Here is a 26483-nt window from a genome sequence, read left to right on the forward strand (position 1 = left end):
CTTTTCGGGGCCGGTCTTTCGGGGGCGGTCAGAAGTCGGCGCGCGCCTGGCGGGGCAGCAGCAGCCCGGCCGCGAACGTCAGGGCGATCATCCCGGCCGCCACCCACAGTGCCGCCTCCGCGCCGCCGGACCCGAAGGAGACCGACCCCAGCAGGGCGACTCCCAGCGCCGCGCCGACCTGCTGCAACGCGGTGAGCGCACCCGAGGCCGACCCGGTCTCGCCCGGCTTGACGGCGGCCATCACGATCCCGAAGTAGGGGCTCATGATCAGTCCGCTGCCCAGTCCGGTGACCGCCAGCGCGGGCGCGAGCTGCCACGGCGTGACGCCGGGCCCGGCGATCGCGATGACGAGCAGCACGCCGGTCGCCATGACGACCGCGCCCGACAGCAGCACGCGCCGGCCGTACCGGGCCGTGGCCTGTGCGATGCCCATGCCCGCGATCATGCCGAGCGACGAGGGCACCCCGGTCAGGGCCGACTTGAGCGGGGAGAAGCCGAGCTCGAGCTGGGTGTAGAGCCCGACCACGAACAGGATCCCCGCGAAGGCCGCGAAGTAGACCGTACCGGTCGCCATCCCGGCCACGAACGCCCGCTTGGCGAACAGGCTCGGCGCCACCAGCGGGTCGCCGCCGCGCGCGGCCTTCCTGCGCTCGTAGGCGCCGAAGATCACGAATACCGCGCCGGAGGCGGCCAGCATCGCGTACGTCCAGGCGGGCCAGCCGTACTCGCCGCCCTGCACGAGCGGGAAGACGGCCAGCACGGTGCCGAGGGAGGCCAGCGCCGCGCCGGGCAGGTCGAGTCGTACGCCGCCGGCCGGACGGTTCCGCGGCAGGAGGCGCAGGGCGGCGAGCGCGGTCCCGACGCCGATCGGCAGGTTGATCAGGAAGATCAGCCGCCAGTCGAAACTGGTCAGCACGCCCGCCAGGATCGGCCCGCCCACCGCCGACAACCCCATGACCGGCCCGAACAGCCCGAACGCCGTCTGCAACTCCTTGGGCGGGAACATCTCCTTCATCAGCCCCATGCCCTGCGGGATCATCGCCGCCCCGAACAACCCCTGCACGACCCGGGCCGCGATCACGGTCTCCGGCGAGAACGCGACCGCGCACAACAACGAGCCGATCGTGAACCCGGTGATCCCGATGAGGAACATGCGCCTGCGCCCGACGATGTCGCCGAGCCGCCCGCCGGTCAGCAGCCCCGCCGTCATGGCCAGCGTGTACGCCGCCCCGAGCCACTGGATGAGCGACGTGCCGCCGCCGAGGTCGGACCGCATGGTGGGCCCGGCGACGGTGGTGACGGTGGCGTCGAGGAGTTCCATGACGGACCCGGCGAGGACGACCGCGAGCGCGGCCCAGCGGCGACGGTACGGCTGCTCGGCGGGCGACGTGTCCGCGGGACGGATGTCGAGGGCGGTCATCTCTGGCCTCCAGAATCGGAACGGTTTGCTCTGTTCCACAATAACAGAACGGAACGCTTCATTCCACACTGAGGTCCGGGAGATGCCCAGCCGGTGAAAGGGTGCGCGCCCTCGGGGGGCGGAGGGATGTGGCGACGTCGAGAGGGCGGCTCGAAAGCTGCGCTACAGGGGCACTTCGGCAGGCGTGGCCCGGGGGGCTTGTCGCGGGGAGAGGCGAGGTGCGGTCGCGCGCATGGGAGCTGCCGCCCGGTCGGGTGCGTAGGGCGTGGTCGGGCGGGAGTGGCGGGTCAGCGGCGGGGGGCGTGGGTTTTGGAGGGGTGGCGGCCTGGGGGCGTGCCGTGCGGGTGGGTGGGGGTGTTCGTCGGTGCGGAGGTGTTCGGCGGAGCCGTCGTGGGACGCGGGGTGGAGCCGCGCGAAGGAGAGGGCGACGGCGGGTTGGCGGGGGAGGTGGCGGCGGTGCCGGGGGTGGACGAGCCCGGTCGGCGCGTCTCCCGTTCGGCGCCCGGCCGGACCGCGGCGGGCTTGGAATCGGACGCGGAGGGCCCTGTGCCGGCCACGGTACGGCTCGTGCCGGTCGCCGTGGGTCTCGTGCCGGTCGCGGTCCGGCCCGTACGGGTCCTGGCGGGGTCAGGGACGCCGGAGGAGGTGACGGCGGCCGGCTCCGACGACTTCGCCACGACGGGACCGGAGTCGACGGCCGCCGGATTCGGCTCGCTGGACGTCCACCGCCCCCCGTGCGGCCAGTCCACGGGATCGAGGCCGGGCGAGTTGAACGCGTCGCCCATCAACGCCCCCGCCGTGGCCAGCATGAGCGTGCCCGCCAGCACCCCGGCGGTCATCAGCGCACGCCCGCGCCGCGCGTTCGCCCCGGGCTTGGGGGAGGCGGGCGTGGCCGTTGCTCGATGGGATCCGCTCACGCCCTCCGATGGTAGTGACCTGTGGGCGTGGGTCGGCCAACAGTAAACGCCTGACCGGAAAACACGCAGTCAATCGTGATCAACACCCGCACAGCAGGCCGCGCAACGCCGTCTCCAGGCACAGGCCCGAGCGGGCGGGGACCGGCCACGGGAAGCGCACCAGCGAGTCGTCCACGCGCACGGTCGCGCCGTACCGGTCGAGCTCCCACAACCACACCTCGCCGGGGTCCTCGCCGAGTTGCCTGGCCACGCCCGCGGTGAGCTGCGGCCGGTGGGACTCGTTGACGTGCGCGACAACCCGTTCGGCCGTCTCGGTCAGCGGGTCGGGGGTCGCGCCGAGGTAGTCGTCGGCGTCGAGCATGCCCGACTCCTGGCCGGTCAGGTAGACGACCTGGGCCACGTCCAGGCGCAGCAGGCGGGGGGCGTCCGGCCGGCCGTACCGCTCCAAAGCCTCGAACAGGCCCTCGTCGGCGCACTGCGCCGCCACCGCCACCGCCGCCGAGCGGGCCTGCGACTCCGGTACGGCCTCCGCCCAGCCCTGCACCTCGATCATCGCCCGCGGGTGCGTCACCGTGCCGAGCCGGCGCATGGCGGTCAGGTTCACCGCGACCACCGCGTCCTCGCGCAGTCCGTGCAGCGGCTCGCCGGGGTGCACCAGCAACACTGGACGGCCGCCCTCGTCCACGCCACCACGGGCGGGGGAGTGGCCGCCGTCCACCGTGAGCTTGGCCAGCGTCGAGGTCGAGGCGAGAGTACGGATCCGCTCGGCGAGGGGCAACATTGAGATCACATCCACTGGTAGGTTAGCCTTACCTAAGTAAGGATTACCTAACCACACCGAGGTGAACGTGCGCTACACCGGCCCGAAGGTGCGACTGTCGCGTCGCGCGGGCGTCCCGCTGACCAGGAAAGCCGTCCGCTACTTCGAGCAGCGCCCCTACCCGCCGGGCGAGCACGGGCGCAAGACCAACAGCCGCACCACCGGCGACTACGGGCTGCGGCTGCTGGAGAAGCAGAAGCTGCGCTGGTACTACGACGTGTCGGAGCGGCAGCTGCGCCGCTACTGGGACCTGGCGGTGCGCAAGCCGGGCGCCTCGGGCGCCGAGCTGGTCACGATCCTGGAGACCCGCCTCGCCTCCCTGGTGCTGCGGGCCGGCTTCGCCCCGTCGATCTACGCGGCCCGGCAGTACATCAGCCACGGCCACATCGCCGTGGACGGCCGCAAGGTGGACATCCCCAGCTACCTGGTCAAGCCTGGCCAGATCATCACCGTACGGGAGCGTTCGCGGCGTATGCAGCCCTTCGTGGCCGCCGCCGAGGGTGTGCACGCCGACGAACGCCTCGCGCCCTACCTGTCGGCCGACCTCGCCGACCTGCGTTTCACCCTCGTCTCCAGGCCCGAGCGCGAGCAGATCGCCGTCCCCGTGGACGAGCAGCTCGTGGTGGAGTTCTACTCGCGCTAGCCGCGACCGGACCTCGCACTTCGCCATGACCGCCGGTCACGGCCCCGGCGGCCGTGACCGGCGAGTGGCGCGAGGTCAGCCGGAGACGCCCTGCCGGCGTAGCTCGGCGACCTCGCGGCGCAGGGCGCTCAGCTCGTCCAGGATGCGCTGGGTGTGTACGGTGTTGTCCTGCTCCAGCGCGGCCCGTTCCTCGGCCGACTCCTCGTCCATGGCGCTCACCACGACCGCCATGAACAGGTTCAGCACGACGAACGTACACACCAGGATGAAGATGGTGAAGAAGATCCAGGCGGTGGGGTGGGCGGTCATGACCTCGCGGGCGATGTTGCCCCAGTCGTCGCCCGTCATCGTCTGGTAGAGGGTGAACAGCGAGGTCGGCAGGCTGCCGAAGCGTTCGGGGGAGGCGCCGCCGTACAGCTTGGTGGCCATGACGGCGGCGACGTACAACACCAGGGAGAGCAGCAGCACGATCGAGCTCATCCCGGGCAGCGCGCGCAGCAGCGCCGAGACCACCCGCCGCAGGCTCGGCACCACCGACAGCAGGCGCAGGGCCCGCAGGATGCGCAGCGAGCGCAGCACCGACAGTCCGCCCGTCGCCGGGACCAGGGCGATGCCCACGATCGCGGTGTCGAACAGGTTCCACGGGTCGCGGACGAACGCCGAGCGCTCGACGTAGATCTTGGCCGCCAGTTCGGCCACGAAGATGTAGAGGGCGATGTGGTCGATCGCGACGAGCACGTGGCCGAACTCGCCGACGACGGCGGGGACGGTCTCCAGGCCGAGGGTGGCCGCGTTGACCAGGATGACGCCGACGATGAAGCGCTGGAAACGCCGGTCGGCGAGGAGGGCATGGACGCGTTCACGCACGGGGGCAGGCTCCTAATGATCGGTCATGTGCCGTTCCATGATGCAGCAACATGATCAAGGAGTTGCCTGTGGTATAAATCCCACCTGATAGTCACAGGGGCGAGGGGGCGCAAGGGGCATGTCGTATCCGAACTACGGTCCGTCCTATTACGGACCGCCGCCCCAGACCCACCCCAACGGCACCACCATCCTCGTGCTCGGCATCCTGAGCCTGGTCGTCTGCGGCATCCTCGGTCCCTTCGCCTGGTCGATGGGCAACAAGGCGCTCAAGGAGATCGACGGCAGCGGCTACCCCTACGACAACCGCAGCGCGGTGCAGGCCGGCCGGATCTGCGGCATGATCGCCACGATCATGCTAATCATCGGAGCCGGGTTCATGGTCCTCGGCCTCGGGGCCGGCATCCTGTCGGCCATCTTCTCCAGCAACTAGCGGCCGTACGCAGTAGCCGCCGATGCCCGACTCCAGCAGGTCGAAGGCCGCCGCGGCCTGAGCCTCCAGGTCGGGCGCGATCGTCTCCCAGCCCTCGCCGGCCAGCATCCGGGTCACCGCGTGGCCGGTGAGCACCCTGGTCGTGTTGAGGATCTGCGTGGCCACGACCTGCGGCGTCAGGTCGTCGGGGTCGGCGTCGAGCTCGTCGGCCAGCACCTCGGCCAGCGCCCGCTCCCGCGCGACGTGGAGCTCGCGCAGCTTGGCGACCAGTGACGGGCTCTCGTTCACGATGCGGGCGAAGATGTCGCCGCCCGCGTTGAGCCCGTAGCGCCAGTGGCGTGACTCCACGGCCTCCATGAAGTCGCGGCGGAAGGCCCGCACGACGCTCTCGCCGGGCCGCCGCCCCCGCACCACCTGCTGCGGCAGGTCGGTCACCAGCTCCTGCCGGTCGGCGAACAGGTCTTCCTTCGTCGGGAAGTAGTTGAAGACCGTGTTGACCGACACGTCGGCGGCCCGCGCGATCTCCGCCACGGTCACGTTGTCGAACCCGCGCGTCATGAACAGCCCCATCGCCATGTCCGCGATGCGCTGCCTGGTCTCGCGCTTCTTGCGCTCCCGCAGCCCCTCTTCCATGCGGCCCATGATACCCAACTTGCAGTGACACCAAAATTGTGTTTACCCTAATTTTGGAGGCGATCACATGATGAGAACCGCAGGTCTGACCAAGACCTTCGAAGGCGGCGTGGAGGCCGTCAAAGGCGTGGACATCTCCGTGGAGGCCGGCGAGATCGTCGGCTTCCTCGGGCCCAACGGCGCCGGCAAGAGCACGACCATGCGCATGCTGACGACCCTGCTGCGCCCCACGTCGGGCACCGCCACCGTGGCGGGCCACGACCTGCTGGGCGACCCGCGGGAGGTGCGCCGCCGCATCGGCTACGTCTCGCAGGGCGGCGGCGTCAACCTGATGGCGCCGCTCGCCGACGACCTGGAGCTTCAGGGCATGCTGTACGGGCTGAGCCGCCCCGCGGCCAGATCCCGCTACCACGAGGTCCTGGCCCGGCTCGACCTGGCTGGGCTGGAGGAACGCGTGGGCGGCGCGCTGTCGGGCGGCCAGCGCCGCCGCTTCGACATCGCCTTCGCCCTGCTGCACGACCCGCGCCTGCTCTTCCTGGACGAGCCGACCACCGGCCTCGACCCGCAGAGCCGGGCCAACCTGTGGGAGCACATCCGCTCCCTGCGCGACGAGCACGGCGTGACGATCTTCCTGACCACCCACTACCTGGACGAGGCCGACGCCCTGTGCGACCGGCTGCTGATCATCGACGACGGCCGGATCGTGGCCGAGGGCACGCCCGCGCAGCTCAAAGCCGGCCGCACGCTCGACGAGGCGTTCCTCGACATCACCGGCAGGTCGCTGCGCGAGGAGGCGGGCGTCTGATGCTGCGCGACACCTGGGTGCTGGCCCGCCATTCGCTGCGCGCCACCCTGCGGCAGAAGTTCGGCATCGTCTTCGGCGCCGTCCAGCCGCTGCTGTTCCTGGTGCTGTTCGGGCCGATCTTCACCACGTTCGGCACGTGGGAGGTGCTGGTGCCGGGCCTGATCATCCAGCTCGGCCTGATGAGCATGGGACTGGCCGGGTTCGGGGTGGTCTTCGACAGGCGCTTCGGCGTGCTGGAGCGGCTGCGTGTCACCCCGGCCAGCCGCCTGGCGCTGCTGCTCGGGCGGGTGCTCGACGACGCCGTGACGATGGCCGTCCAGACGCTGATGCTGCTCGCCGCCGGGTTCGCGTTCGGGCTGCGGGTGCCGGCCGCCGGGCTCGCGGCCGGGTTCGTGCTGGTCGTGGTGCTGGGGGCGAGCCTGGCCGCGCTGTCGTACGCCGTCGCGCTGACCATGAACGAGCAGCTCTTCGCCCCCGTGATGTCGACGGTGGTGATCCCGCTGGTGTTGTTGTCGGGTTCGTTCCTGCCGATGTCGATGGCGCCCGGCTGGCTGGACGCCCTGTCCCGCCTCAGCCCCTTCAGGTACGTGCTGGAGGCGCTGCGCGACCTGTTCGCCGGCCACTACGCCACGGGCACGGTCGGGCTCGGCGTGGCCGTGACGGTCGTCTTCGCCGCGTTCTCCCTGGCCGTCGGGACCCGCGTGTTCAACCGGGCGACCGCGTGAGCGGGCCGCGCCGCGGCGGCCCGCCCGCCCGCGGCTAGGACGCGTTCCTGGCCCGCCGGTGCAGCGCGGCCAGGATGCCGGCCGGGTCCACCGTCCCGTAGCCGTAGTCGTAGTCGAAGCCCACCTCGCTGCGGTCCTCGGCGGTGCGCCGCAGCAGCGCGCGCAACTGCGCCGGCGACAACTTGGCGGCCGGCCACCGGGTACGCACCGCGGCCACCAGCCCGGCCGCCACCGGCGTGGCCGCCGAGGTGCCCGTGTCCGGCTCGCCCTCCCCGAACGCCCGCGACCCCGAGAAATGCGTGTACGCGCAGACGTCGGGTTTGCGCGCGGTCAGCCGGCCGGGCCCCTGCGAGGAGTAGCCCACCCGCTCGCCGTTGACGTCGACCGCGCCGATCGACAGAGCCTTGGGATGGGAGTTGGCGCCCCCGATGGGCCGGTTGGGGAAGGCGCACCGGCCGTCGGGGCACTCCTTGCCGCAGTTGCCCGCCGCGAACAACACGTCCGCGCCCGCCCGGTCGAGACTGGCCACCACCAGGTTGAACGGGTGGGCCGCGTTGTCGGAGTAGTTGCCGGGATGCCCCACGGGGAAGTCCCACTCCGGGGAGAACGACCCCCACGAGTTGCTCACCACCAGCGCCCTGGAGGCGGCCGGCTGGGCCTCCAGCACCGTGCGCAGGTGGGTGAAGGCGGCCACGGCGTCCGACAGCAGCCCGTCCAGCGCCGAGCCGACCAGCCGGGCCGACAGCAGCACGGGGATGTCGATCAGGGACGCCTGCGGCGCGGCGATGAGCGCGTCGAAGGCGCACATCGTCCCGTGGTCGACCTCGAACTGGCCGGCCCGGCCCGTCACGCCGGAGGGGTTCCAGCTGCGCTCGGCGTCCATCGTGACGCCGCGGCCGAGCTGCCTGGCCACGTGGGCGGCGTTGACGCCGGTGTCGAGCACGGCCAGCGCCACCCCGGAGCCGTCGAGCCCTTCCGCGTGCAGCCCGGCGATGTTGAGCAGGCGTTCGACGTCGTGCCAGTCGCCCACCGGCCGATCGCCGCCGCAGGTCAGGCTCGACTCGATCACCGGGTCGGCGAACACGCCGACGACGTCGGGCCGCAGCGTGAGCAGCAGCGTGACCCGCGAGGTCAGGTCGTCGTCGGAGATCGTGCCGCGGACGAGCACGGAGGCGTCCTCGGCGGCGAGTGAGAAGTCGAGGGGCTGATGGAGGGAGAGCGGATCGCCGCCGGCCACGGGGACCGGCCTCGGCACGGCGACCGGTGTGAAGGCCGTGTCGAGTTCGACGCCGGGCAGACCGTCGGCGACGTCGGCCGTGGTGGCGACCTGGCCGGGGTCGGCGACGGCCGCGACCAGATCGGGGGAGGGGCGAAGCTGGATCAGGACCCGCATATGTCACCACCGAAGGTGTGGGGAGAAAAACGAACCTTCCAACATTCCTGCATCCGTCAGGGCTCGTCCAGTGCATTGCGGGGGTTGTGACCTGCGATAACACCTCAAAACTGGCGAAGCGGACCAATATTGTTTCCGGGGCGTCAGACTTCCTTGTCTTCGGTCTGTTCACTACGGTGATGCACCATGACGCTCCAGGCGCAGACGCCGGTTTCCGACGGGGAAAGACAACACTGGCTGGCGGTCCGGCCGAGGCTCGTCCTCGCCAGTGCCTTCATGCTCTTCCTCGAACTGGCGCTCATCCGGTGGACAGGCTCGAACATCGTTCATCTGAGCTATTTCACGAATTTTGTTCTGCTGGGTTCTTTCCTCGGAATCGGGCTCGGATTCCTGCGCGTGGGACGCTCGCGCCGCCAGCCCTATTACTCGCCGGTCGTGCTGCTCGTCCTGGTGGCCGTCGTCCTGGCCTTCCCGGTGACCGTCGACCGCAACACCGAGGGCGTCCTGTACTGGACGAGCCTGTCCACCGTCGGGCCGCCCGCCTGGCTCATCCTGCCGGTGATCTTCATCGCCGCGGCGGCGGTGCTCATGGGGCCCGCCGAGCTGGTCGGACGCTGCTTCCCCGAGCTGCCGCGCCTGGAGGCCTACCGCTACGACCTGATCGGCAGCCTCAGCGGCATCGCCGCGTTCACGGCGCTGTCGTTCCTGTCGGCGCCGCCGGTGTTCTGGGGCCTGGTCGCGGCCCTGTGCTACGGCCTGCTGCTGGTGCCCCGGCCCCGCACGCTCTACGTGGGCCTGGTGACCGTGCCCTCGCTCCTGGTCGTCGGCCTGCTGCTGTCCGAGACGCTGACGGCGGGCGCCCTCTGGTCGCCCTACTACAAGGTGACCTACAAGGCGATGCAGATGCTCGGCGTGCCGGTCACCGACATCGCCGTCAACGGCATCCCGCACCAGCAGGCCGTGCCCGCCTACGCCCGGCTGCAGTGGGAACGCCAGTACGGGCTGCCGTACGAGCGCACCACCAGGCCGCCCAAGGACGTGCTGATCGTGGGCGCGGGCAGCGGCACCGACGTGGCCATCGCGCTGTCCAAGGGCGCCCAGCACGTCGACGCCGTCGAGATCGACCCCAAGCTGCGCGAGCTGGGCGGCTCGGTGCACCCCGACAAGCCCTACTCCGACCCGCGCGTCACCACCCACATCACCGACGGCCGCGCCTTCCTGGAACGCAGCGGCGACCGCTACGACCTGATCCTGTTCGCCCTGCCCGACTCGCTCACCCTCGTGTCGGGGGCCAGCTCGCTGCGCCTGGAGAGCTACCTGTTCACCGAGGAGGCCATGAAGGCCGCCCGTGACCACCTGCGGCCCGGCGGCACGTTCTCGATGTACAACTACTACCGGGAGAGCTGGCTGGTCGACCGCCTGGCCTCGACCATGCAGGCGGCCTTCGGCCACAAGCCCTGCGTCGACGTGGTCAGCACCGCGGGCCAGCAGGCCGTCATCACCGCGGGTCTGAGCGCCTCGGCCCAGCGCTGCGCGAGCGAGTGGCCCGGCGCCGCCGCCGGCACCCCGGCCCCCGCCGACGACGACCGTCCCTTCCTCTACCTGAAGGACCGGACGATCCCGCCGATCTACATCATCACCCTCGGCCTGATCCTCATCGTCAGCCTGCTGGCCGTGCGCGTCGTCGCGGGCCCGTACGCGCGCATGCGCCCCTACACCGACCTGTTCCTGCTCGGAGTGGCGTTCCTGCTGCTGGAGACCAAGAGCGTGACGGGGTTCGCGCTGCTGTTCGGCACCACGTGGGTGGTCAACGCGATCGTCTTCGCCGGGGTGCTGGTCGCCGTGCCGGGGGCGGTCGAGGTGACCCGCCGGTTCCGTACGCCGCCGCTGCCCGTCATGTACGGCGTGCTGCTGGCCGGCCTGCTGCTGGCCTGGCTCGTGCCGAACGCGTGGCTGCTGTCGCTGCCGGTGCCCCTGCGTGCGGTGGCGGCGGTGACGGTGGCGTTCCTGCCGATCTTCGCCGCGAACGTGGTCTTCGCCAAACGTTTCTCCGACACCGCCGACGCCACCACGTCCTTCGGCGCCAACCTGCTCGGCGCGATGGTCGGCGGCTGCCTGGAATACCTGGCGCTGGTGATCGGCTACAAGGGCCTGCTCATCGTCGCCGCGCTGCTCTACCTGGGCGCGCTCGCGTTCATGCCGCGGAAATCCGCGCTCGTGTGACAAATGGAAATGACTTTCGGCGGACTTCTGTAATGCCTTGACCGATGGTCAGGATGAATTGTCGGCGACGCGGGTTGATTTGTCGTCGCGGGCGAGGTGAGCTAGAGGCGTCGTCGAATCCGGAAAATGATCGAACGTTATTCAGAAAGGAGGGTGCCGCGATCGGGGGTCACATCCGGTAACCCACGAGAAAAGGTGACAGTCATGGCGACAGCAGGGGCAGCCAGGATCGACGTCGAGCGCGTACTGGAGCAGGAGCGCGAGCCCGTGCCCCCCGGCCGGGCGGAGCAGGTCGCCGGAGCGCTCCCGGCCGGAGTGTTCTTCACGCAGGCCGAGCCCGTCGGCGGCGGGCCGGGCCGCGAGCCCGACGCGCGGTGGGAGCTCACCTCCGCCTGGCGCCACAAGGGACGGTTCGCCTCGGGAACGGCCGCCGTCCACCTCGCCGCGGGACACCGCGCCCTCGTCCAGCCCATGATCTTCGCGGACGGCTTCGGCCACGGGCCGAGCGACCTGGCCGGGTTGTGGAACCGGCTCGACGCGCCCTACCCGCCGCACGGCGACCGCCTGCTCAGCAGGCTCCTCGCCCAGGGGATCGACGTCGTGCTGCTCGGCTTCGCCGCCCGCCACACCCACATCCAGGCCAACGCCGGGGTCGCGGCGAGATGCGTGCACCGCGCGATCTCCGAGCGGCTCGGCGCCGCGCCGCTGATCGTCGGCGGCCTCGGCGCGGGCGGGCTGGTGACCCGCTACGCGCTGGCGGAGATGGAACGCCGCCGCGAGGACCACCAGACCATGACCTACCTGTCCTACGACTGCCCGCACAACGGCGCCTGGATCCCGCTGATCCTGCAACAACTGGCCTACTTCGCCGAACAGCTCGCGCCGGCCGCCCCCGGCCGCCCGGGACAGGCGGACCTGATCAGGAGCCCGGCCGCCCAGCAACTGCTGTGGGGCTGGGTCGGCGACGGGCGCTACTCAGGGCCGGTCGCCACCGCCAGCCCGCTGCGCCTGGAGTTCATCGGGGACCTGCGCGCCGCCGGCTGGTTCCCCGCCCGGCCGCGCAAGCTCGGGGTGTCGAACGGCGCCGCCGACGGCACCGGAAGGAACGTTCCGCCCGACGCCCTGGCCTTCGAGTGGAGCGCCCTGGACGGGCTGGCCGGCGCCACCGTGCGCACCCAGCCCGATCTCGGGACCAACCGGCGCCTGGGCGGCATGAGAGCCGTGCCCATGTGGGCGAGCACCAGCTACACCAGCGACGTCGCGCCCTTCGACGGGGCGCCCGGCGGCACGCTGGCCTCCTACGGCATGGTCGCCGACGCGTTCGGCGCGCAGATCGCGGGCCGGTTCCGGTCGGCGTGCTTCGTCCCCTCCGTGAGCGCCGTCGCGCTCCAGTACGACCCCGTGGACTGGACCGTGGACCTCTACACCGACATCACCGCCCTGTCGCCGGAGCAGAGCGAGCTGGACGACTACCAGTGCGACTCCGACAACTCCGAGCACGGCACCGTCACCGGCACGCTCGCCGACTGGATCCTCACCCACCTGTCGAAGTGACCCGGCCCGGCGGACCGCCGGTCGGGACCACTCAGCGGGACCGTCAGAGGCCGCACAGCTCCGACAGGGACTTGGCGCCGCCCTTCTGGGTGTTGCGGGTCGGGGTCTCCGTCGGCGTACCGGCAGCCTGCGTCTGGCTGCGCGTGGCGGACGGCGAGGCCGTCGGGGAGCTCGAGGTGCCAGGGGAGGCGGTCACGTTGGCGGTCTGGGCCTGGCGCGAGGAACGGTCGGAGTCGGCGATGGCCTTCCTCGTGGCTACCCGGATCTTGGCCCAGTCGGGCCGGCCCGAGTAGAACTCCGGCGGCACGAACTGCAAGCTGGTGATCTTGGCGTCCTTGACCTTGAGCGCCAGGTCCGCCAGCGGCTTGACCAGCGGACGCGGGATGTTCGTCTGGGCCAGCCGCTTGGCCGCACCCGCGATCTTGTTGAAGTTCGTCAGGATCACGCCGGGCGTGGCCTGCTGGGCGAAGGCGCCGATGACGCAGCGCTGGCGGCCCATGCGGGAGAAGTCGTCGCTGTCGACGCGGGAGCGGCCGTACCACAGGGCCTGCTCGCCCGACAGCTTGCGGTAGCCCGCCTTGATCGTGCCGGCGGTGCCGAAGTGGCCGCCCCACTTGACGTCCTGCTCGACCCGGATCTTCAGGCCGCCGATGGCGTCGACGAGGGCCGCGAAGCCGTACATGTTGATCAGGGCGTAGTAGTCGATCTTGAGGTTCAGGGTGTAGCCGATGGCGTCCATCAGGGCCCGCGGGCCGCGGTTCTTGCCGCCCATGAGCTGCGGGTTGTCGTTGGCGTACTGCCAGACCTCGTTGAGCAGGCCGCCGTTGGGCAGCTCGGCCATGTAGCCGTTGGGGAAGTGCTTGTGCAGCGGCGAGGACGGCGGGAAGCGTACGTGCTGCAGGTTGCGCGGGAGGCTGAACAGGACCGTGTTGCCGGTCCTGGTGTCCACGCTGGCCACCGTCATGCTGTCGGTGCGCACGCCGACGCGGTTGCCCGCCGCGTCGCCGCCGACCAGCAGGAAGTTCACCCGGGTCTTGCCGTCCCAGGGGTCTTCGGGGTTCTTGACCTGGACGGGGTTCTCCGGGTCCGGCTGCGACGGGAAGATCGCGTTGACCGCCTCCCGGCCGGCCAGGACGTTGTTGGCCGCCAGCGCGAACGGCGACATGACGGCCACGCACAACACGCCCACGGCGATCCCGGTGACCACCTGGCCCTGCTGGTTCAGCCTGTTGGGACCCAGCGTCACGTACGAGGTGACGATCACGGCGAACCAGGCCAGCGCGCACGAGGCCGTGATGATGATGACCGTCAGCAGCGCGCCGTCCTCGGTGAGCGCCGTCACGTTCTCCGCGCTCCGCGTCAGGCCGAAGGCCAGGGCCGCGAGCAGCAGCACCGCGTACACGCCGATCATGATCAGCCCGGTACGGCGGCGCCCGGCCCGCAGATGCGCGGCGCCGGGCACGAGGGCGGACAGGGCCGTCCAGCCGAGGATCGAGGCGGTCGTCAGTGGTCTGGCGAAGCGCGGCGCGGCGGACGAGCCCTTGCGCGGACGTGGAGAACGCCGTTTGGCCCCTCCGGGCACGGGGTCCGCCCCATCGCGCTTGCTCACACCGGCTCCTTCACATGCCTACCAGGCAAAAAATGACGTTAGCCCCATGTCGGGCACAAGATTGCCAGGATTCTAGCCCCCATACCTGGACATCCGAGACAACTCTTCAACATGAGATGAACGCCACGTGTCCCTCAGGAGGTCGTTGAGGAGGGCGCCATCCACGTATTGCACTGGTATGTCTTGTCTCTCTCCCAGCCCTGGCGGAACCAGCGATTGTTGTTGGCCGGAGTTCCGTGGTCGCGCGGATAGCCGGGATAGTCGCCCACCTGCGCGTAGAACCAGAACAGTCGCGAGCGCATCGACGACGAGACCGGGTAGGTGGAGGCGACCGAGCGCATCCACATGCCGCCGAGGCAGGTGGCCTGAAGCTCCAGCTTGCGGCTCAGCCCCAGCTTGCCGCTCTGGCTGGAGGAGGCCAGCGTGCCCTGCCACCAGGAGTCCATCACGCCGCTGATGTTCTGGACGTGGTGGCCGTACTCGTGGGCCATCATGCTGATGATGCCGCCGTGCCAGGAGATGATCTGGCCGTAGCCGCGCGCGTTCCCGTTGCCCTTGGCCATGGCCGAGGTGGAGCCGTAGATCGTGTTGTTGCGCGGGCAGTAGTACGGCACCATGCTCCCGGCCGACGGGTAGTCGCCGCACGCGCCCCGGCCGCGCCCGGCCGCGATGGCGTAGCCCGGCGGGCTGAACGCGATGCCCTGCCGTTGCAGGATCGGCCCCCACGCCTTGTCCATGCACCGGCCGGTCTTCAGGATCAGCGCCTTGAGCTGGCTGTGGCTGAAGACGTTGGCGTTCCCGGCCCGGCAGTTCAGCCGGGGGAGCGTGCCCGCCCTGTAGAGGGTGTTGTTCTTCAGGCTGGTGTTGAGCGTGACCTGCTTGGGCGGCGTGACCGTCTCCTGCGTGGGCCGCTGCGTGGGCCGCTCACTGGGCTGCCGCGTCGGCTGCTCGGTGGGCTGCTCAGTGGGTTGCTCGGTGGTGGGTTCATCGGACGGCTCCCGCGTGGGAACGTCCCGCGTCGGCTCGTGCGTGGGGAACGGGTCCTCGGTCCGCGACTCGTACGACGGGATCGCCATCGGCGTGGTCGTGTCCGTCCGCGAGGCCGACTTGAGCATCGCGGCCCCGATGACGATCAGCACGAACAGCGCGGCCAGCGAGCCGAACACGGTCCCGAGGACGCCGGCGACCCCCATGCCGGACTTCTTCCTCGGCTGCTGCGGCCACTGCCGCGTCGGCATGGGCGGCTGCGGCGGCGGCTGCGGCGGGGGAGGCGGCGGCTGGTAGTGCTGCCCGTACGGGGGCTGCGGATACTGGGGGCCGGGCGGCGGGTAACCCTGCTGCGGGGCCGGGTAGCCCTGCGGGGGCGCCGCGGGCGGCGGCGCGTAGGGCTGGGAGCCGTGCGGCGGGTAAGGCTGAGAGCCGGGCGGCGGGTAAGGCTGAGAGCCGGGCGGCGGGTAAGGCTGAGAGCCGGGCGGCGGCCCCTGAGGCGGCCCCTGGGGTGGACGCTGCGGCGGCGGCGGAGCCTGCGGGTAGGGGTGACCACCCTGTGGTTGCGGCTGCCGGTGGCCCGGCGGCGGCCAGGGCAACGAGGGAGGCCGTTGTGGCTGCCCTGGCCCTTGTGGTGGGGGTGGATATTGCCCGTTTGCTGTCACCGTGTCTCCCCGTTACCCCGTTTGTCTGCAATGCACGGCTTTGCGGCAGACCCCAAAGGATCTTTGCCAAATTTGGGGCAAAAGCATACTGATTTATCACCCGTCACGGATGTAGCGGTACTCGGTCACGCTCTGAAATCAATCGAGGTGATCTCCGCTATCTCCCGGTCCCGGAGCGGGGCGGTGTCCTAGCTTCTTTGGCATGAACCTCCAGCAGCTCCGCTATGTGGTCGCGACTGCGGAGCACCGCACCATGACCGACGCGGCCAGGTCGCTCTACATCGCGCAGCCTGCGCTGTCCCGCGCGATCCGCGATCTCGAGCGGGAGCTCGGCATGACGCTCTTCGCCCGCTCGGGCCGCGGCGTGGTGGTCACCGCGCAGGGCCGCCGCGTGGTCAAGCTGGCGAGGGAGGCACTCGACGCCGTGCACGAGATCGAGGGCCTGGCCAACCACGCCGGCGTCACGGAGGCCGAGCTGCGCATCGCCTCCACCCCGAGTCTCGAACCCGGACTCGCGGGGCGGCTGCTCCCTGCCTACGCGGCCGAGCACCCAGGTGTACGCGTGCACATCGTCCGCTGCGACGGCCGTGACGGCGTCGTCAGCGCCATCCGGGATCAGCGGGCCGACCTCGGGCTCACCGATCTGCCCGTGCCCACCGACCTCATCACCCACCCGCTCGAACGCCAGGAGATCGTGCTGATCTCCCCGCCCGGGCTGACCCTGCCCAACCCCGTCCCCATGGGCAAGCTGCACGGCATGCGCCTGGCCCTGCCCGCCCGCGGCAGCGCGCGGCGCAGGGAGCTCGACGCCATGTTCGGCAAGTACGCCGTCACCCCGGTCGTCGTCCTGGAGACCGACGAGCGCAACGGCTGGCTCAGCGCCGTCCGCGCCGGACAGGCCTCACTGCTGTGGTACCGCGGCATGGCCGACCAGGCCGCCAGGGCCGGCCTGGTGGTGCGCTCGCTCGAACCCGCCGTGCGGCGCGTCATCGCCGTCGTGCACGCCCGGCGCCGCCTGCCCCTCATCGCCCAGGACTTCCTGTCCACCGCGGAGAAGGGCACGGCCGCCTGACCAGGAACGTTCCATGATCCCCCGTCGTCCCCGTCCCCACCGCAGCCCGCCCGGCGCCCCCAATGCGTCGCGCGGGCCGAGCACCCCGGAGGCGCCCGCCTAGCGGGACACCGGAAGGCGGACCACGGCGCGCAGGCCCGGCGCCGCGTCCGCGAGCACCACCGTCCCCCCGTGGGCGCGCACGGTCTCCCGTACGATCGCCAGCCCCAGCCCGGCCCCGCCCTCGTCCCTGCTGCGGCCGGAGTCCAGCCGGGTGAACCGGTTGAACACCCGCTCCCGATCCTGCTCGGGGATGCCGGGCCCGTCGTCGGTCACCGTCAGCACCCCGTCGGCGGTCAGCGCCACCTCGACCTTCGAGGAGGTGTGCCGGACGGCGTTGTCCATCAGGTTCGTCAGCACCCGGCTCAGGTCGAGGGCGTCCCCGCGCACGACCACGGGGTCGCACGCGGTCAGCCGGGCCTCGCCGTAGCGTTCGGTGACCTGGCGTACCACCTCGTCCAGGTTGACCGGCTCGTCGCGGGCTGGCACGCCGCCGCGCTCGTCCAGGCGGGCCAGCGCGAGCAGGTCCTCGGCCAGCCTGGACAGCCGCAGGGCGTCCTCCAGCACGCCCTCGGCGGTCTCCGTCCAGTCCTGGCCCTCCGGATGGCCGAGCGCCACCTCCAGCTGGAGCCGGATGCTGGCCAGCGGGCTGCGCAGCTCGTGGGCGGCGTCGGAGACCAGCGCGCGCTGGCGCTGCTCGGCCTCCTCCAGCCTGGCCAGCATGCCGTTGAGCGTGGTGGCCAGGGCGTGGACCTCGTCGCGCGACTGCGGCACCGGCAGCCGCCGGGACCTGGCCGTGTGCGTGATGTCGGCCGCGACCCGGCGCAGCGAGGAGATCGGCCGCAGCGTCCTGCCGATCATGAGCCAGCTCGCCACCGCCAGCAGCACGACCAGCGCGGGCGTGCCGACCAGCAGGACCCGGCCGGCGACGCCCAGACTGGTCTGGATCTCCCCGATCGGCCTGGCCGCCAGCACCGTCTGCCCGTGGTCGGCGCTGAGCACGACCACACGCAGCGGCCCCGGGATCGCGTACGGCCGCCCGTCCAGGAACGCCGCCCGCCCGTCCCGCAGCACCCTGGCCCTGGCCGCCGCGTCCAGCAGCGGTACGAGCCTGTCGGTGCCGTACGTGACGTGCGTGATCCGCCCGCTGCGGTCGAGCACCTGGACGATCGTGCCGTCGTGCGTGGTGATCGGGCTGGACAGCGTCCCGGCGTCGGCCGCCACGCGTACGTTCTGGGCCTGCTGCCTCGTGGACTCGTCGACGGTGTCGATCAGCGCCCGGTCGAGGACCGACAACAACACCGAGGCCGACAGCGCCAGGGCCAGCGCCAGCACGGCCGCGGCCGCCGCCGTCAGCCGGAACCGCAGCCCCTGCCGCCGCCACCACGCCAGCGGGGTGTCAGCCACCGTCGCCCGCCAGCCGGTAGCCCGCGCCGCGCACGGTCTGCAGCGCGTTCCTGCCGAACGGGGCGTCGACCTTGCGCCGCAGGTAGCCGACGTAGACCTCGACCACGTTCGGGTCGGTGTCGAAGGTGTCCCACACGTGTTCCAGGATCTCCGACTTCGACACCACCTCGTCCCGGCGGCGCATCAGGAACTCCAGCAGCGCGAACTCCCTCGGCGTCAGCTCCACCGGCCGCTCGCCCCGCTGCACCTTGCGCCGGGCCGGGTCGAGGGTCAGGTCGCCGGCCGCCAGCACCGACGGCCGCCGCCCGGCGTCGCGCCGCAGCAGGGCCCGGAGCCTGGCCACCAGCACCACGTACGAGAAGGGCTTGGTCAGGTAGTCGTCGGCGCCGAGGTCGAGGCCGTCGGCCATGTCGTACTCACCGTCCTTGGCCGACAGCATGAGGATCGGCACCCAGTTCTCCTCCGCGCGCAACTGCTTGCACACGTTGTAGCCCGACAACCTCGGCAACATGATGTCCAGCACGACGACGTCGTAGTCGCCCTGCCGGGCCGCGTGCAGCCCCTCCTCGCCGTCGTGGGCGAGGTCCACGGCGAAGCCCTCGGCCTGCAGCCCGCGCTGGAGCGCCGCCGCCATCCGCCGCTCGTCCTCGACGACCAGTACTCTCATGTGCTGATTCTCCCGTCCCTGACCTGAGACGCCGCTGAGAAGGCTGAGAGGCGTCTCAGACAGTCTCAGGCCCGCCACAGGATGCATGACGCAGGCTCTGGTCATCGACATACCGTTAAGGAGTGAGATGCGCAGAGGCACGTTCGTGAGGTGGGGAGTGCCGATCGCGGCGGCGGCCATGATCGGCGGCGCGATCGGAGCCGGCCCGGTCATCGCCGCGGTGAGCGGCGAGCCCGTCCTGCCCGAGCGTTCGGCCCAGCAGTTGCTGGCCGACGCCGTGGCGGCGACGAGCGACAAGGGCGGCCTGCCGCCCATGTCCGGCACGGTGCAGCAGACGGCTTCGCTCGGCCTGCCGGCACTGCCCCAGACCGGGGGTGAGTCGCCGCTCAGCCTGCTGTCCGGCTCGCACGAGATCAAGGTCTGGTACGGCGGCGCCGACAGGTTCAGGGTGGCCATGCCGAGCCAGTTGAGCGAGACCAACCTGATCGTCAACGGCGACCACGGCTGGTACTGGCAGAGTGCCACCAACACCGCGACGAAGCTGACGGTCAAGCCCGGCACGAGCCTGGAGCACCAGCGGCCCACCCCGCCGCCGGTCCAGCTCACGCCGGCGCAGGCGGCCCAGCGGCTGCTGGCCACGGCCGGCAAGGACACCGCGGTCCGTGTGATCAACACCGCCGAGGTGGCCGGACGCCCGGTCTACCAGCTCGTCCTGGCGCCCAAGGACGAGGGCTCGCTGGTGCAGGAGGTGCGCCTGGCCCTCGACGGCGAGACGTACGTCCCGCTCCAGGTCCAGGTCTACGCCAAGGGCTCGGCCGAGCCGGCGTTCCAGGTCGGTTTCACCCAGGTGACGTTCACGCCCCCGGCGCCTGAGAACTTCGACTTCACCCCGCCCGCGGGCGCCAAGGTGGAGGAGAAGGACCTCAGCGAGCTGGGCGGCGCCGAGCAGGCCGAGAAGCACGCCGAGCAGGCCGAGAAGGTCGCGGCGCGGGCCAGGGTCGTCGGCGACGGCTGGACGACCGTGGCGGTCGTGCCGTTCAAGCCGGAGGACCTCAAGGCCGGCGGCGGCTCGCCGTCCACCGGCGGCGGCTCGCCGTCCACCGGCGGCGGCTCGCCGTCCACCGGCGGCGGCTCGCAGGCCGGCGTGGGCGCGCTGGCCGACACCGTGCTCAAGGCGGCCACCCCGGTGAGCGGCACGTGGGGCTCGGGCCGGCTGATCAGGACCAAGCTCGTCACCGTCCTGCTGACCGACGACGGCCGTCTGCTGGTCGGCGCGGTCACCCCGGAGGAGATCACCCAGGCGGCGGGCGTCAAGTGACCGCAGTCGCGCAGGAAGCGGGGGCGCCCTTCGGGGCGGCCCCGCCCTCCGGGGAGCACGCCATCGTCACGCGCGGCCTGACCAAGCGCTTCCGCGGCGGCCAGGTGGCCGTGGACGCGCTCGACCTGACCGTGCCGCGCGGCTCGGTCTACGGCTTCCTCGGGCCCAACGGCTCGGGCAAGACCACGACCATCCGCATGATGCTGGGCCTGATCGCGCCGACCGAGGGCGAGTACTCCCTGCTCGGGCTGCCGTTGCCGCGGGCGCTGCCGCGGGTGGGGGCGGTGGTGGAGGGACCGGCGTTCTACCCGTACCTGTCGGGGGAGGCGAACCTGATGCGCTTCGACGCCGCCGACCCCACCTCCGTACGCGCCACCGCCCGTACGCGGATCGCCGACGCGCTCGACCGGGTGGGCCTGTCGGCCGCGGCCGGCAAGCGCTACCGCAACTACTCGCTCGGCATGCGCCAGCGTCTGGCCATCGCCGGCGCCCTGCTCGGCCCGCGCGAACTGCTCATCCTGGACGAGCCGACCAACGGGCTCGACCCGCAGGGCACCCGCGAGGTACGCGCGCTGGTCAAGGACATCGCCGCCGGCGGCACCACCGTCTTCGTCTCCTCGCACCTGCTGGCCGAGGTCGAGCAGATGTGCACACATGCCGCGATCATGCGTACCGGCCGGCTGGTCGCCGAGGGCACGATCGCCTCGCTGAACGGCGGCCTGGCCACGCGGGTCAGGGTCGAGACGCCCGACGTGGCCGACGCCGCCCGGGTGCTCGGCACGCTGGGCCTGGCCGACGTGCGGCCCGGCGGCGCCGACGTGACCGCCGAGCTCGGTGGCCACGCGCCGGAGCGGATCAACGCCGCGCTGGTCGGCGCGGGGGTCGCCGTACGCGGGCTGGCCGTGCTGCGGCCCAGCCTGGAGGACGTGTTCGTCGGACTGACGGGGGAGGGCTTCGATGTCGACGGCTGAAACCTCGACGCCGCACACCGGAACACGCGACACCGGAAAACGCGACACCGGCACAAGCGACAGCGGGGGGCGTACGCCCGGGCTGGTGCCCGTGACCGAGACGCTGCGCACCGCCGAACGCCGCCCGCCGGACCCGGACCGTGGCGGGCCGCAGCCGGACGCGGCCGGGACCGGGCACGCGAGCGGGGACGCGCGTGGGGCCGGGCGGGCGAGGTGGGCGTTCTGGCGGTTGCTGGGCTCTGAGCTGGGCCTGACGTTCCGCCGCCCGCGCAACCTGATCATGCTGGCCGTCCTCGCCTGCGTGCCGGCCGTCATCGGCATCGCCCTGCGCGCGTTCGGGGGCGGCGATGACGACGGGATGAGCGGGTTCGTGCAGCGGATGGCGGGCAACAGCCTCATGCTGACGTTCGTCTCGTTCTCGGTGCTCGTGCTGCTGCTGATGCCGGTCGCCGTCAGCGTCGTCGCGGGCGACTCGGTGGCCGGGGAGGCGGGCGGCGGCACGCTGCGCTACCTGCTGGCCGCCCCCGCGGGACGCACCCGCCTGCTGGCCGTCAAATACCTCAACGCGGTCGTCTACGCCTACGCCGTCACGGCCGTGGTGGCGCTGTCGGCGCTGGTGACCGGGCTGATCCTGTTCCCGGCCGGCCCGGTGACGCTGCTGTCGGGCACGACGATCTCGATGGGCGAGGGCCTGCTGCGCATCCTCATCGCCGTTGGCTACGTCGGGGCGGGCATGGCGGCGCTGGACCGCGTCGCGCTGGCGTTGTCGACGTTCACGGAGGTGTCCATCGGGGCCGTGGCCGCCACGCTCGTGCTGGTGATCGTCAGCCAGGTGTTGCGGGCCTTCCCCGAGCTGAGCGCGGTGACGCCGTACCTGCTGCCGACCAGGTTCACGAACTTCGACGCGGTGCTGCGCAGCCCGATCGACCTGTCGGCACTGTGGGACGGGCTGCTGGCCTTCGGCGCCTACATCGTGTTGTTCTGCTCGATCGCGTGGGCGCGCTTCTCCGGCAAGGACATCACGTCCTGACGGGAGGCGCACCCCCGGCCGGGCGAGTGGCCCGGCCGGGGATGCCGCGTCGCCGGGGTCAGGCCGTACGGCGGCGCAGGCCCAGGGCCCCGACCACGACGCCGATGATCCCGACGACCAGTCCGGCGCCGCCCAGCAGGCGGGCCGTGCCGTCGGAGACGGACTCGGCCGCCGCGACCGGCGCGACCGACGGGCCCGTGGCGGCGACCGGCGCGGCCGACGCACCGGCCGCGCCGTGCTCGTCGGTGCCGGAGGCGGGGACGAGCTTCAACGTGGGTACGGGGTGCTCGGCCTCGGTGCCATCCGACTTGGGCGCGTCGGCCCACTCGACCACCTCACCGCCCGAGTACGTCTGCTTCGTCGGGAACGTCAGCGAGTCCACGTCCTTGGGCAACTGGCCCATGGACACCTCGAACTCCTGGAACTCGCCCGGGTTGATCTTGCCGCCCGACCACACGACCGTGGTGACGGCCTCCTCCAGGTCGCCGTACTCGGTCTTGACCGGCTTGGGCAGCTTGCCCTCGGTGACCTTGACGTCCCAGCCGGGCACGGGCTTCACCGACACGAACGCCAGCGGATGGTCGGTGGGGAAGCTGACCTGGACCTTGGTGGTCGAGGCGTTGTCGCGCTCGTTGGGCACCCGGAACGCGACCTTGGTGAACCCGCCCTGCTCGGCGGTGCCGGGGGTGATGCTGACGTGGGCCAGCGCGGGCAGGGCCAGGCCGGCGGTGAGAGCGGTGGCGGCGGCGAGCACGGTCGCCGCACGGCGGATGAAGGACATGACGGATCTCCACTTCAGGATGACGGGGGTCTTACGGGTGTCAGCAGGTCAGGCGGGAAGTGGAGGACCACGCCTGGCCACCCGGTGCCGGAACCCCGGCGCGAGGGGGACCACCCTGGTGTGCACGACCGGCACGCCCGGCCGTACGGCGGGAACGACCCCGAGCAGCGGCGGCATGAGCCGCAGGCCCAGCCGGCGCAGCAGCGACCACAGCGCGACCTCGCCGCGCGACAGCCACCAGCCGGTCATCAGGGTCGCCACGAGGTGGGCGAGCAGCATGCCCGCGTTGACGGCCAGGCCCTGGCCGTGGCCGTGCTCGAAGACGTAGGAGGAGGCGCTGCCGCCCGCGAACAACTCGTGCAGGCCGAACTGCGCCGCCCCGAGCACGATGTTGATCGTCGCGGCCGAACGTTCCCTGCCGGACAGCGCCAGCCCCAGACCGGAGACCGCCACGAGGCCCAGCGCCGCCGCCAGCGGCTCCGGCCGCCCGCCGCCGCCCACCACGTGGGCGAGCGCAGCGAGGGTCACGCAGACGGCGGAGAAGGCGGCCGTCCGCGCGAGCCGGAGGGGAAGTCGCGCACGCATGTGTGCCACATGGTCTCACGGGGCACCGTCGCACGAGACCCCTAGTTCCAAGCGAGCCAATGCCTGGTCCAAAAATGGCATTTGTCGCTAGGGTCGTGCCGAGCACGTTGACATTTGAGGTGAGAAACGTTGCGGCACTTAGCGGGATTGCTCATCGGCGTCGTGGTCACGGCGGCCGTCCTAGGGGGTGGCGGATGGGCTGTGCAGCAGGCCCTCACCGCCGCGGCGACGACCCCGCCGCCCGACCCTCAGAAGTTGTGGATCGCCCTCGGTTCCATGGCCGCCGTCGGCCTGGTCGTCGGCCTCGTGGTGGCGGGCCGGATCTCGCCGCTGGCCACGTTCGTGCCCTCGATGGTGTTGCTGGCCTGGACGGTCGTCTACGCGCTCGACACGGCCAGGGCGCTGTCCCTGATCCCGGCCGAGGCGTCGGTGAACCAGATCGTCAGGGATGCCGGCGCGGGCGACAAGTTCCTGCTCACGACGGGTGTGCTGGCGCTGCCCGGCGTGGTCCTGTTCATCCCCGTGCTGATGCCCTCGCGCTGGTCGCGCCCGCACGACGACGATGACGACGACTACGAGAGCACGCCGGAGGGCAGCTACTACTGACTGCCGGTGTAGAGCCGGGTCACGACGTCCTCGATGGTGGCCTGGTCCGGCGCCGTGGCCATGAGCTCGGTCAGCGTCCCGTCGAAGGTGAGCCGGCCGTGGTCGATCAGCATGATCCGGCGGCACAGGCGCTCGATGTCGCCGAGATCGTGCGTGGTCAGCAGCACGGTCGTGCCGCGTTCGGCGTTCTGCCGCTGGAGGAAGCCGCGGATGCTGGCCTTGCTGACCACGTCGAGGCCGATCGTCGGCTCGTCGAGCACCAGCACGTCGGGCGCGTGCAGCAGCGCCGCCACCAGGTCGCCGCGCATGCGCTGGCCCAGGCTGAGCTGGCGCACCGGCGTGCCCAGGAAGGCGCCCAGGTCGAGGGTCTCGGTCAGCTCGGCCAGCCGGACCCGGAAGGTTCCACGATCTACTTTGTAAAGGTGCCGGATCAGTTCGAAGCTGTCCTTGAGCGGCAGGTCCCACCACAGGGTCGTCCGCTGCCCGAACACCACGCCGATCCGCCGGGCCAGCGTGGTGCGCCGGCGCGAGGGGTCGAGCCCGGCCACCCGTACCGAGCCGGAGGTGGGGGTGAGGATGCCGCACAACATCTTGATCGTGGTGGACTTGCCCGCGCCGTTGGGCCCGAGGTAGCCGACGAACTCGCCCTCCGGCACGCTGAACGACAGGTCGCGCACGGCGTGCACGACGGTTCGCCTGACCTTGAACGAGCGTCCCGCCCGCAGCAGCTCGATCATCCCTAACTCCCCGTGGATCGGTAGTGCCTGATTCCCTGACGCCAGGCCAGCCCGGCCGCCAGGGCGAGGACCAGCGCGGCGGCCGGTCCGAGGAAGCGCATGAAGCCGGGCGTGCCGAACGGGTCGTCCCGGCCCAGGACGTACAGGCCGGGCTGCCAGTTGACGAAGGCCAGGGGCAGCGCGTACGTGACGCCGCGGACCAGGTCGCGGGCGTAGATGCTGAGGGGGTACTGGCTGAGCTGGTGGGTGCCGTAGGTGAAGGCGTTGACCACCTCCGGCGCGTCGGTCAGTGCGAACTGCACGGCGCCGGCGAGTGTCCACAGGGCCGTGAAGATGACGATGCCGGTGGCGACCATGACCGGGATCATCCAGGCCCGCCGCCAGTCGACGCCGAGCACGGCCACGGCGTAGGCGAGGACGGCGACGGCCTGCGCGATGCGGCCGAGCCTGGTGGGGACGAAGCGGTCGGTGGCGATCTGGATCCAGGCGGCCGCCGGGCGGACGAGGAAGGTGTCGAGCGTACCGGCCTTGATGTGCTGGCTGACGCGGTCGAGGTTGCCGACGAAGGTGTCGCAGACGGAGAAGGAGACGCTGGCCGCGCCGTACAGGAACAGGACCTCCTCGCGGGTGAAGCCGGCCAGGGTGGTGGTGTTGGCGAAGACGACGAGGATGGCCGCGAGGTCCATCGCGCCGGTGACCACGCCGAACACGACCATCAGGGCGAAGGAGGCGCGGTAGGCGGCGGCGGCGCGGGTCCAGGTCCAGGCCAGCAGGAAGTACGTCCTAACCACCCTGGATCACCACCTTGTGGCGGACGGCGCGGGTGGCGAGCAGGCCGAGCGCGAACAACGTCGCCGCCCAGAACGCCTGGAGGGCGAGCGTCTGCCCGATGGGGGCCTTGCCGAGGTAGAGGTCGGTGGGCGCCTGGACCATGGCGGCCCAGGGCAGGGCCCTGACCACCTCGCCCAACTGGCCGGGGAACAGGTGGAGGGGGAGCATCATCCCGCTGAGGAAGGTCGTCAGGACCAGGGACACGACGGCCACACCGCGGTCGTCGGCGAGCCAGCAGACCGACAGGGCGACGAGGTAGCGCCAGCCGAAGCTGATCAGCACGCCGATGAGGAAGCCGGCCAGGACCGCCGCCCACTGCGCGGGGGAGGCGGGCGTGGTGACGCCGAACAGGGCCGCGCCGAGCAGCAGCGGCGGGATGCCGCGCACCAGGAACAGGTACGCGGCCCGGCCCAGGTCCTCGGCGAGCGACCAGAGCTGGAGCGAGGCGGGGCGGACGAGGTCGAGCGCGATGTCGCCGCTGCGGATGCGTTCGGGGATGGCCAGGCCGCCGCCGAACAACATCATCGGGCCGATGAAGGCCTGGGTGACGAAGCAGAAGGTGACGGCGTCGGTGACGTCGTAGCCGGCCAGGCCGGGGCGGGCCTGCCACAGGGCGATGAGGACGTAGGCGCGCAGGATGCCGAACACGCTGTTGGTGAACGCGCCGGCGAGCGCGGCCCAGACGTAGACGGCGTGTTTGCGGAAGCCGTACCGGACGAGCCGGGCGTAGAGGGGAATGGTGGGGCAC

General features: G+C 71.5%; 26 protein-coding genes. 11 read left to right on the forward strand and 15 right to left on the reverse strand.

The features are described from left to right. Positions 1-28 precede the first annotated feature (28 nt). The 3 genes from DMB42_RS50340 to DMB42_RS50350 form a co-directional block, all read right to left on the reverse strand. The gene (locus DMB42_RS50340) at positions 29-1420 is read right to left on the reverse strand and encodes an MFS transporter (RefSeq protein WP_125648677.1); all 1392 of its coding nucleotides are present in this window, start codon (positions 1418-1420) and stop codon (positions 29-31) included. Between the two features lie 287 nt (positions 1421-1707). Next, positions 1708-2337, reverse strand: a complete 630-nt coding sequence (locus tag DMB42_RS50345) for a hypothetical protein (RefSeq protein ID WP_125648680.1) — start codon at positions 2335-2337, stop codon at positions 1708-1710. Between the two features lie 79 nt (positions 2338-2416). Continuing rightward, positions 2417-3118 carry a DUF2470 domain-containing protein gene (locus DMB42_RS50350; protein WP_125648683.1) on the reverse strand — a complete coding sequence of 234 codons (702 nt, stop codon included), beginning with the start codon at positions 3116-3118 and terminating at the stop codon, positions 2417-2419. 67 nt (positions 3119-3185) lie between these two features. Here DMB42_RS50350 and rpsD point away from each other — a divergent pair, with 67 nt between their 5' ends. After that, positions 3186-3800: a 30S ribosomal protein S4 gene (rpsD, locus tag DMB42_RS50355; protein ID WP_125648796.1), complete on the forward strand. Its 615-nt coding sequence runs from the start codon at positions 3186-3188 to the stop codon at positions 3798-3800. Between the two features lie 75 nt (positions 3801-3875). On the opposite strand, the gene DMB42_RS50360 is transcribed toward rpsD, so the two are convergent. Beyond that, positions 3876-4667, reverse strand: a complete 792-nt coding sequence (locus DMB42_RS50360; RefSeq protein WP_125648686.1) for an ion transporter — start codon at positions 4665-4667, stop codon at positions 3876-3878. A 118-nt stretch (positions 4668-4785) separates the two neighbouring features. On the opposite strand from DMB42_RS50360, the gene DMB42_RS50365 reads away from it, so the two are divergent. Beyond that, the gene (locus DMB42_RS50365; protein ID WP_125648689.1) at positions 4786-5097 is read left to right on the forward strand and encodes a DUF4190 domain-containing protein; all 312 of its coding nucleotides are present in this window, start codon (positions 4786-4788) and stop codon (positions 5095-5097) included. Here DMB42_RS50365 and DMB42_RS50370 read toward each other — a convergent pair. Then, entirely contained in the window at positions 5023-5730 is a 708-nt protein-coding gene (locus DMB42_RS50370) for a TetR/AcrR family transcriptional regulator (protein WP_125648692.1), read from the reverse strand. The two genes, DMB42_RS50365 and DMB42_RS50370, sit on opposite strands and share 75 nt — an antisense overlap. A gap of 67 nt (positions 5731-5797) precedes the next feature. On the opposite strand from DMB42_RS50370, the gene DMB42_RS50375 reads away from it, so the two are divergent. Next, complete coding sequence (locus DMB42_RS50375; RefSeq protein WP_125648695.1) at positions 5798-6535, forward strand: ABC transporter ATP-binding protein; 738 nt, start codon at positions 5798-5800, stop codon at positions 6533-6535. Further along, entirely contained in the window at positions 6535-7260 is a 726-nt protein-coding gene (locus DMB42_RS50380; RefSeq protein ID WP_125648698.1) for an ABC transporter permease, read from the forward strand. Before DMB42_RS50375 ends, DMB42_RS50380 begins: the two co-directional genes overlap by 1 nt. A gap of 34 nt (positions 7261-7294) precedes the next feature. On the opposite strand, the gene DMB42_RS50385 is transcribed toward DMB42_RS50380, so the two are convergent. After that, positions 7295-8653 (reverse strand): S8 family serine peptidase, encoded by a 1359-nt coding sequence (locus tag DMB42_RS50385; RefSeq protein ID WP_125648701.1) that lies wholly within the window; start codon positions 8651-8653, stop codon positions 7295-7297. 186 nt (positions 8654-8839) lie between these two features. On the opposite strand from DMB42_RS50385, the gene DMB42_RS50390 reads away from it, so the two are divergent. Continuing rightward, the gene (locus DMB42_RS50390) at positions 8840-10876 is read left to right on the forward strand and encodes a spermidine synthase (RefSeq protein ID WP_125648704.1); all 2037 of its coding nucleotides are present in this window, start codon (positions 8840-8842) and stop codon (positions 10874-10876) included. Positions 10877-11080: 204 nt separating this feature from the next. Continuing rightward, positions 11081-12430 (forward strand): hypothetical protein, encoded by a 1350-nt coding sequence (locus DMB42_RS50395; protein WP_125648706.1) that lies wholly within the window; start codon positions 11081-11083, stop codon positions 12428-12430. 43 nt (positions 12431-12473) lie between these two features. Here DMB42_RS50395 and DMB42_RS50400 read toward each other — a convergent pair whose 3' ends face one another. Continuing rightward, a complete protein-coding gene (locus tag DMB42_RS50400; RefSeq protein WP_260478408.1) occupies positions 12474-14039 on the reverse strand; it encodes an LCP family protein in 1566 nt (521 codons plus the stop codon). A 134-nt stretch (positions 14040-14173) separates the two neighbouring features. Beyond that, a complete protein-coding gene (locus tag DMB42_RS50405; protein WP_260478409.1) occupies positions 14174-15232 on the reverse strand; it encodes a neutral zinc metallopeptidase in 1059 nt (352 codons plus the stop codon). A 661-nt stretch (positions 15233-15893) separates the two neighbouring features. Here DMB42_RS50405 and DMB42_RS50410 point away from each other — a divergent pair. Further along, entirely contained in the window at positions 15894-16763 is an 870-nt protein-coding gene (locus tag DMB42_RS50410; RefSeq protein ID WP_125648713.1) for a LysR family transcriptional regulator, read from the forward strand. Between the two features lie 99 nt (positions 16764-16862). Here DMB42_RS50410 and DMB42_RS50415 read toward each other — a convergent pair whose 3' ends face one another. Further along, on the reverse strand, positions 16863-18209 hold the full coding sequence (locus DMB42_RS50415) for a cell wall metabolism sensor histidine kinase WalK (RefSeq protein WP_125648716.1): 1347 nt from the start codon (positions 18207-18209) through the stop codon (positions 16863-16865). Continuing rightward, the gene (locus DMB42_RS50420; protein ID WP_125648719.1) at positions 18202-18876 is read right to left on the reverse strand and encodes a response regulator transcription factor; all 675 of its coding nucleotides are present in this window, start codon (positions 18874-18876) and stop codon (positions 18202-18204) included. The genes DMB42_RS50415 and DMB42_RS50420 overlap by 8 nt, the downstream gene beginning before the upstream one ends. Positions 18877-19003: 127 nt before the next feature. Between DMB42_RS50420 and DMB42_RS50425 the strand changes: the two genes are divergently transcribed. The 3 genes from DMB42_RS50425 to DMB42_RS50435 are packed head-to-tail and all read left to right on the forward strand — an operon-like array spanning position 19004 to position 22195. Then, a complete protein-coding gene (locus tag DMB42_RS50425) occupies positions 19004-20194 on the forward strand; it encodes a DUF2092 domain-containing protein (protein WP_125648722.1) in 1191 nt (396 codons plus the stop codon). After that, a complete protein-coding gene (locus DMB42_RS50430) occupies positions 20191-21165 on the forward strand; it encodes an ABC transporter ATP-binding protein (protein WP_125648725.1) in 975 nt (324 codons plus the stop codon). The genes DMB42_RS50425 and DMB42_RS50430 overlap by 4 nt, the downstream gene beginning before the upstream one ends. Continuing rightward, positions 21152-22195 carry an ABC transporter permease gene (locus DMB42_RS50435; RefSeq protein ID WP_125648728.1) on the forward strand — a complete coding sequence of 348 codons (1044 nt, stop codon included), beginning with the start codon at positions 21152-21154 and terminating at the stop codon, positions 22193-22195. Before DMB42_RS50430 ends, DMB42_RS50435 begins: the two co-directional genes overlap by 14 nt. Positions 22196-22253: 58 nt before the next feature. Here the strand turns inward: DMB42_RS50435 and DMB42_RS50440 are convergent, their stop codons facing one another. Both DMB42_RS50440 and DMB42_RS50445 read right to left on the reverse strand, forming a co-directional pair. Continuing rightward, positions 22254-22976 carry a YcnI family protein gene (locus DMB42_RS50440; RefSeq protein ID WP_125648731.1) on the reverse strand — a complete coding sequence of 241 codons (723 nt, stop codon included), beginning with the start codon at positions 22974-22976 and terminating at the stop codon, positions 22254-22256. 48 nt (positions 22977-23024) lie between these two features. Continuing rightward, positions 23025-23561: an MFS transporter gene (locus DMB42_RS50445; protein ID WP_125648734.1), complete on the reverse strand. Its 537-nt coding sequence runs from the start codon at positions 23559-23561 to the stop codon at positions 23025-23027. 129 nt (positions 23562-23690) lie between these two features. Here DMB42_RS50445 and DMB42_RS50450 point away from each other — a divergent pair, with 129 nt between their 5' ends. Then, positions 23691-24167: a hypothetical protein gene (locus tag DMB42_RS50450; RefSeq protein WP_125648737.1), complete on the forward strand. Its 477-nt coding sequence runs from the start codon at positions 23691-23693 to the stop codon at positions 24165-24167. Here the strand turns inward: DMB42_RS50450 and DMB42_RS50455 are convergent. Genes DMB42_RS50455 through DMB42_RS50465 form a run of 3 tightly spaced genes read right to left on the reverse strand, consistent with a single transcriptional unit; the run spans position 24161 to position 26383 of the window. Continuing rightward, positions 24161-24904 carry an ATP-binding cassette domain-containing protein gene (locus tag DMB42_RS50455; protein WP_125648739.1) on the reverse strand — a complete coding sequence of 248 codons (744 nt, stop codon included), beginning with the start codon at positions 24902-24904 and terminating at the stop codon, positions 24161-24163. The genes DMB42_RS50450 and DMB42_RS50455 overlap by 7 nt on opposite strands. A 2-nt stretch (positions 24905-24906) precedes the next feature. Then, the gene (locus DMB42_RS50460) at positions 24907-25695 is read right to left on the reverse strand and encodes an ABC transporter permease (protein WP_125648742.1); all 789 of its coding nucleotides are present in this window, start codon (positions 25693-25695) and stop codon (positions 24907-24909) included. Then, the gene (locus DMB42_RS50465) at positions 25688-26383 is read right to left on the reverse strand and encodes an ABC-2 family transporter protein (protein ID WP_260478410.1); all 696 of its coding nucleotides are present in this window, start codon (positions 26381-26383) and stop codon (positions 25688-25690) included. The genes DMB42_RS50460 and DMB42_RS50465 overlap by 8 nt, the downstream gene beginning before the upstream one ends. Positions 26384-26483 lie beyond the last annotated feature (100 nt).

Source organism: Nonomuraea sp. WAC 01424, from assembly GCF_003947315.1.
Lineage (GTDB): Bacteria > Actinomycetota > Actinomycetes > Streptosporangiales > Streptosporangiaceae > Nonomuraea > Nonomuraea spiralis.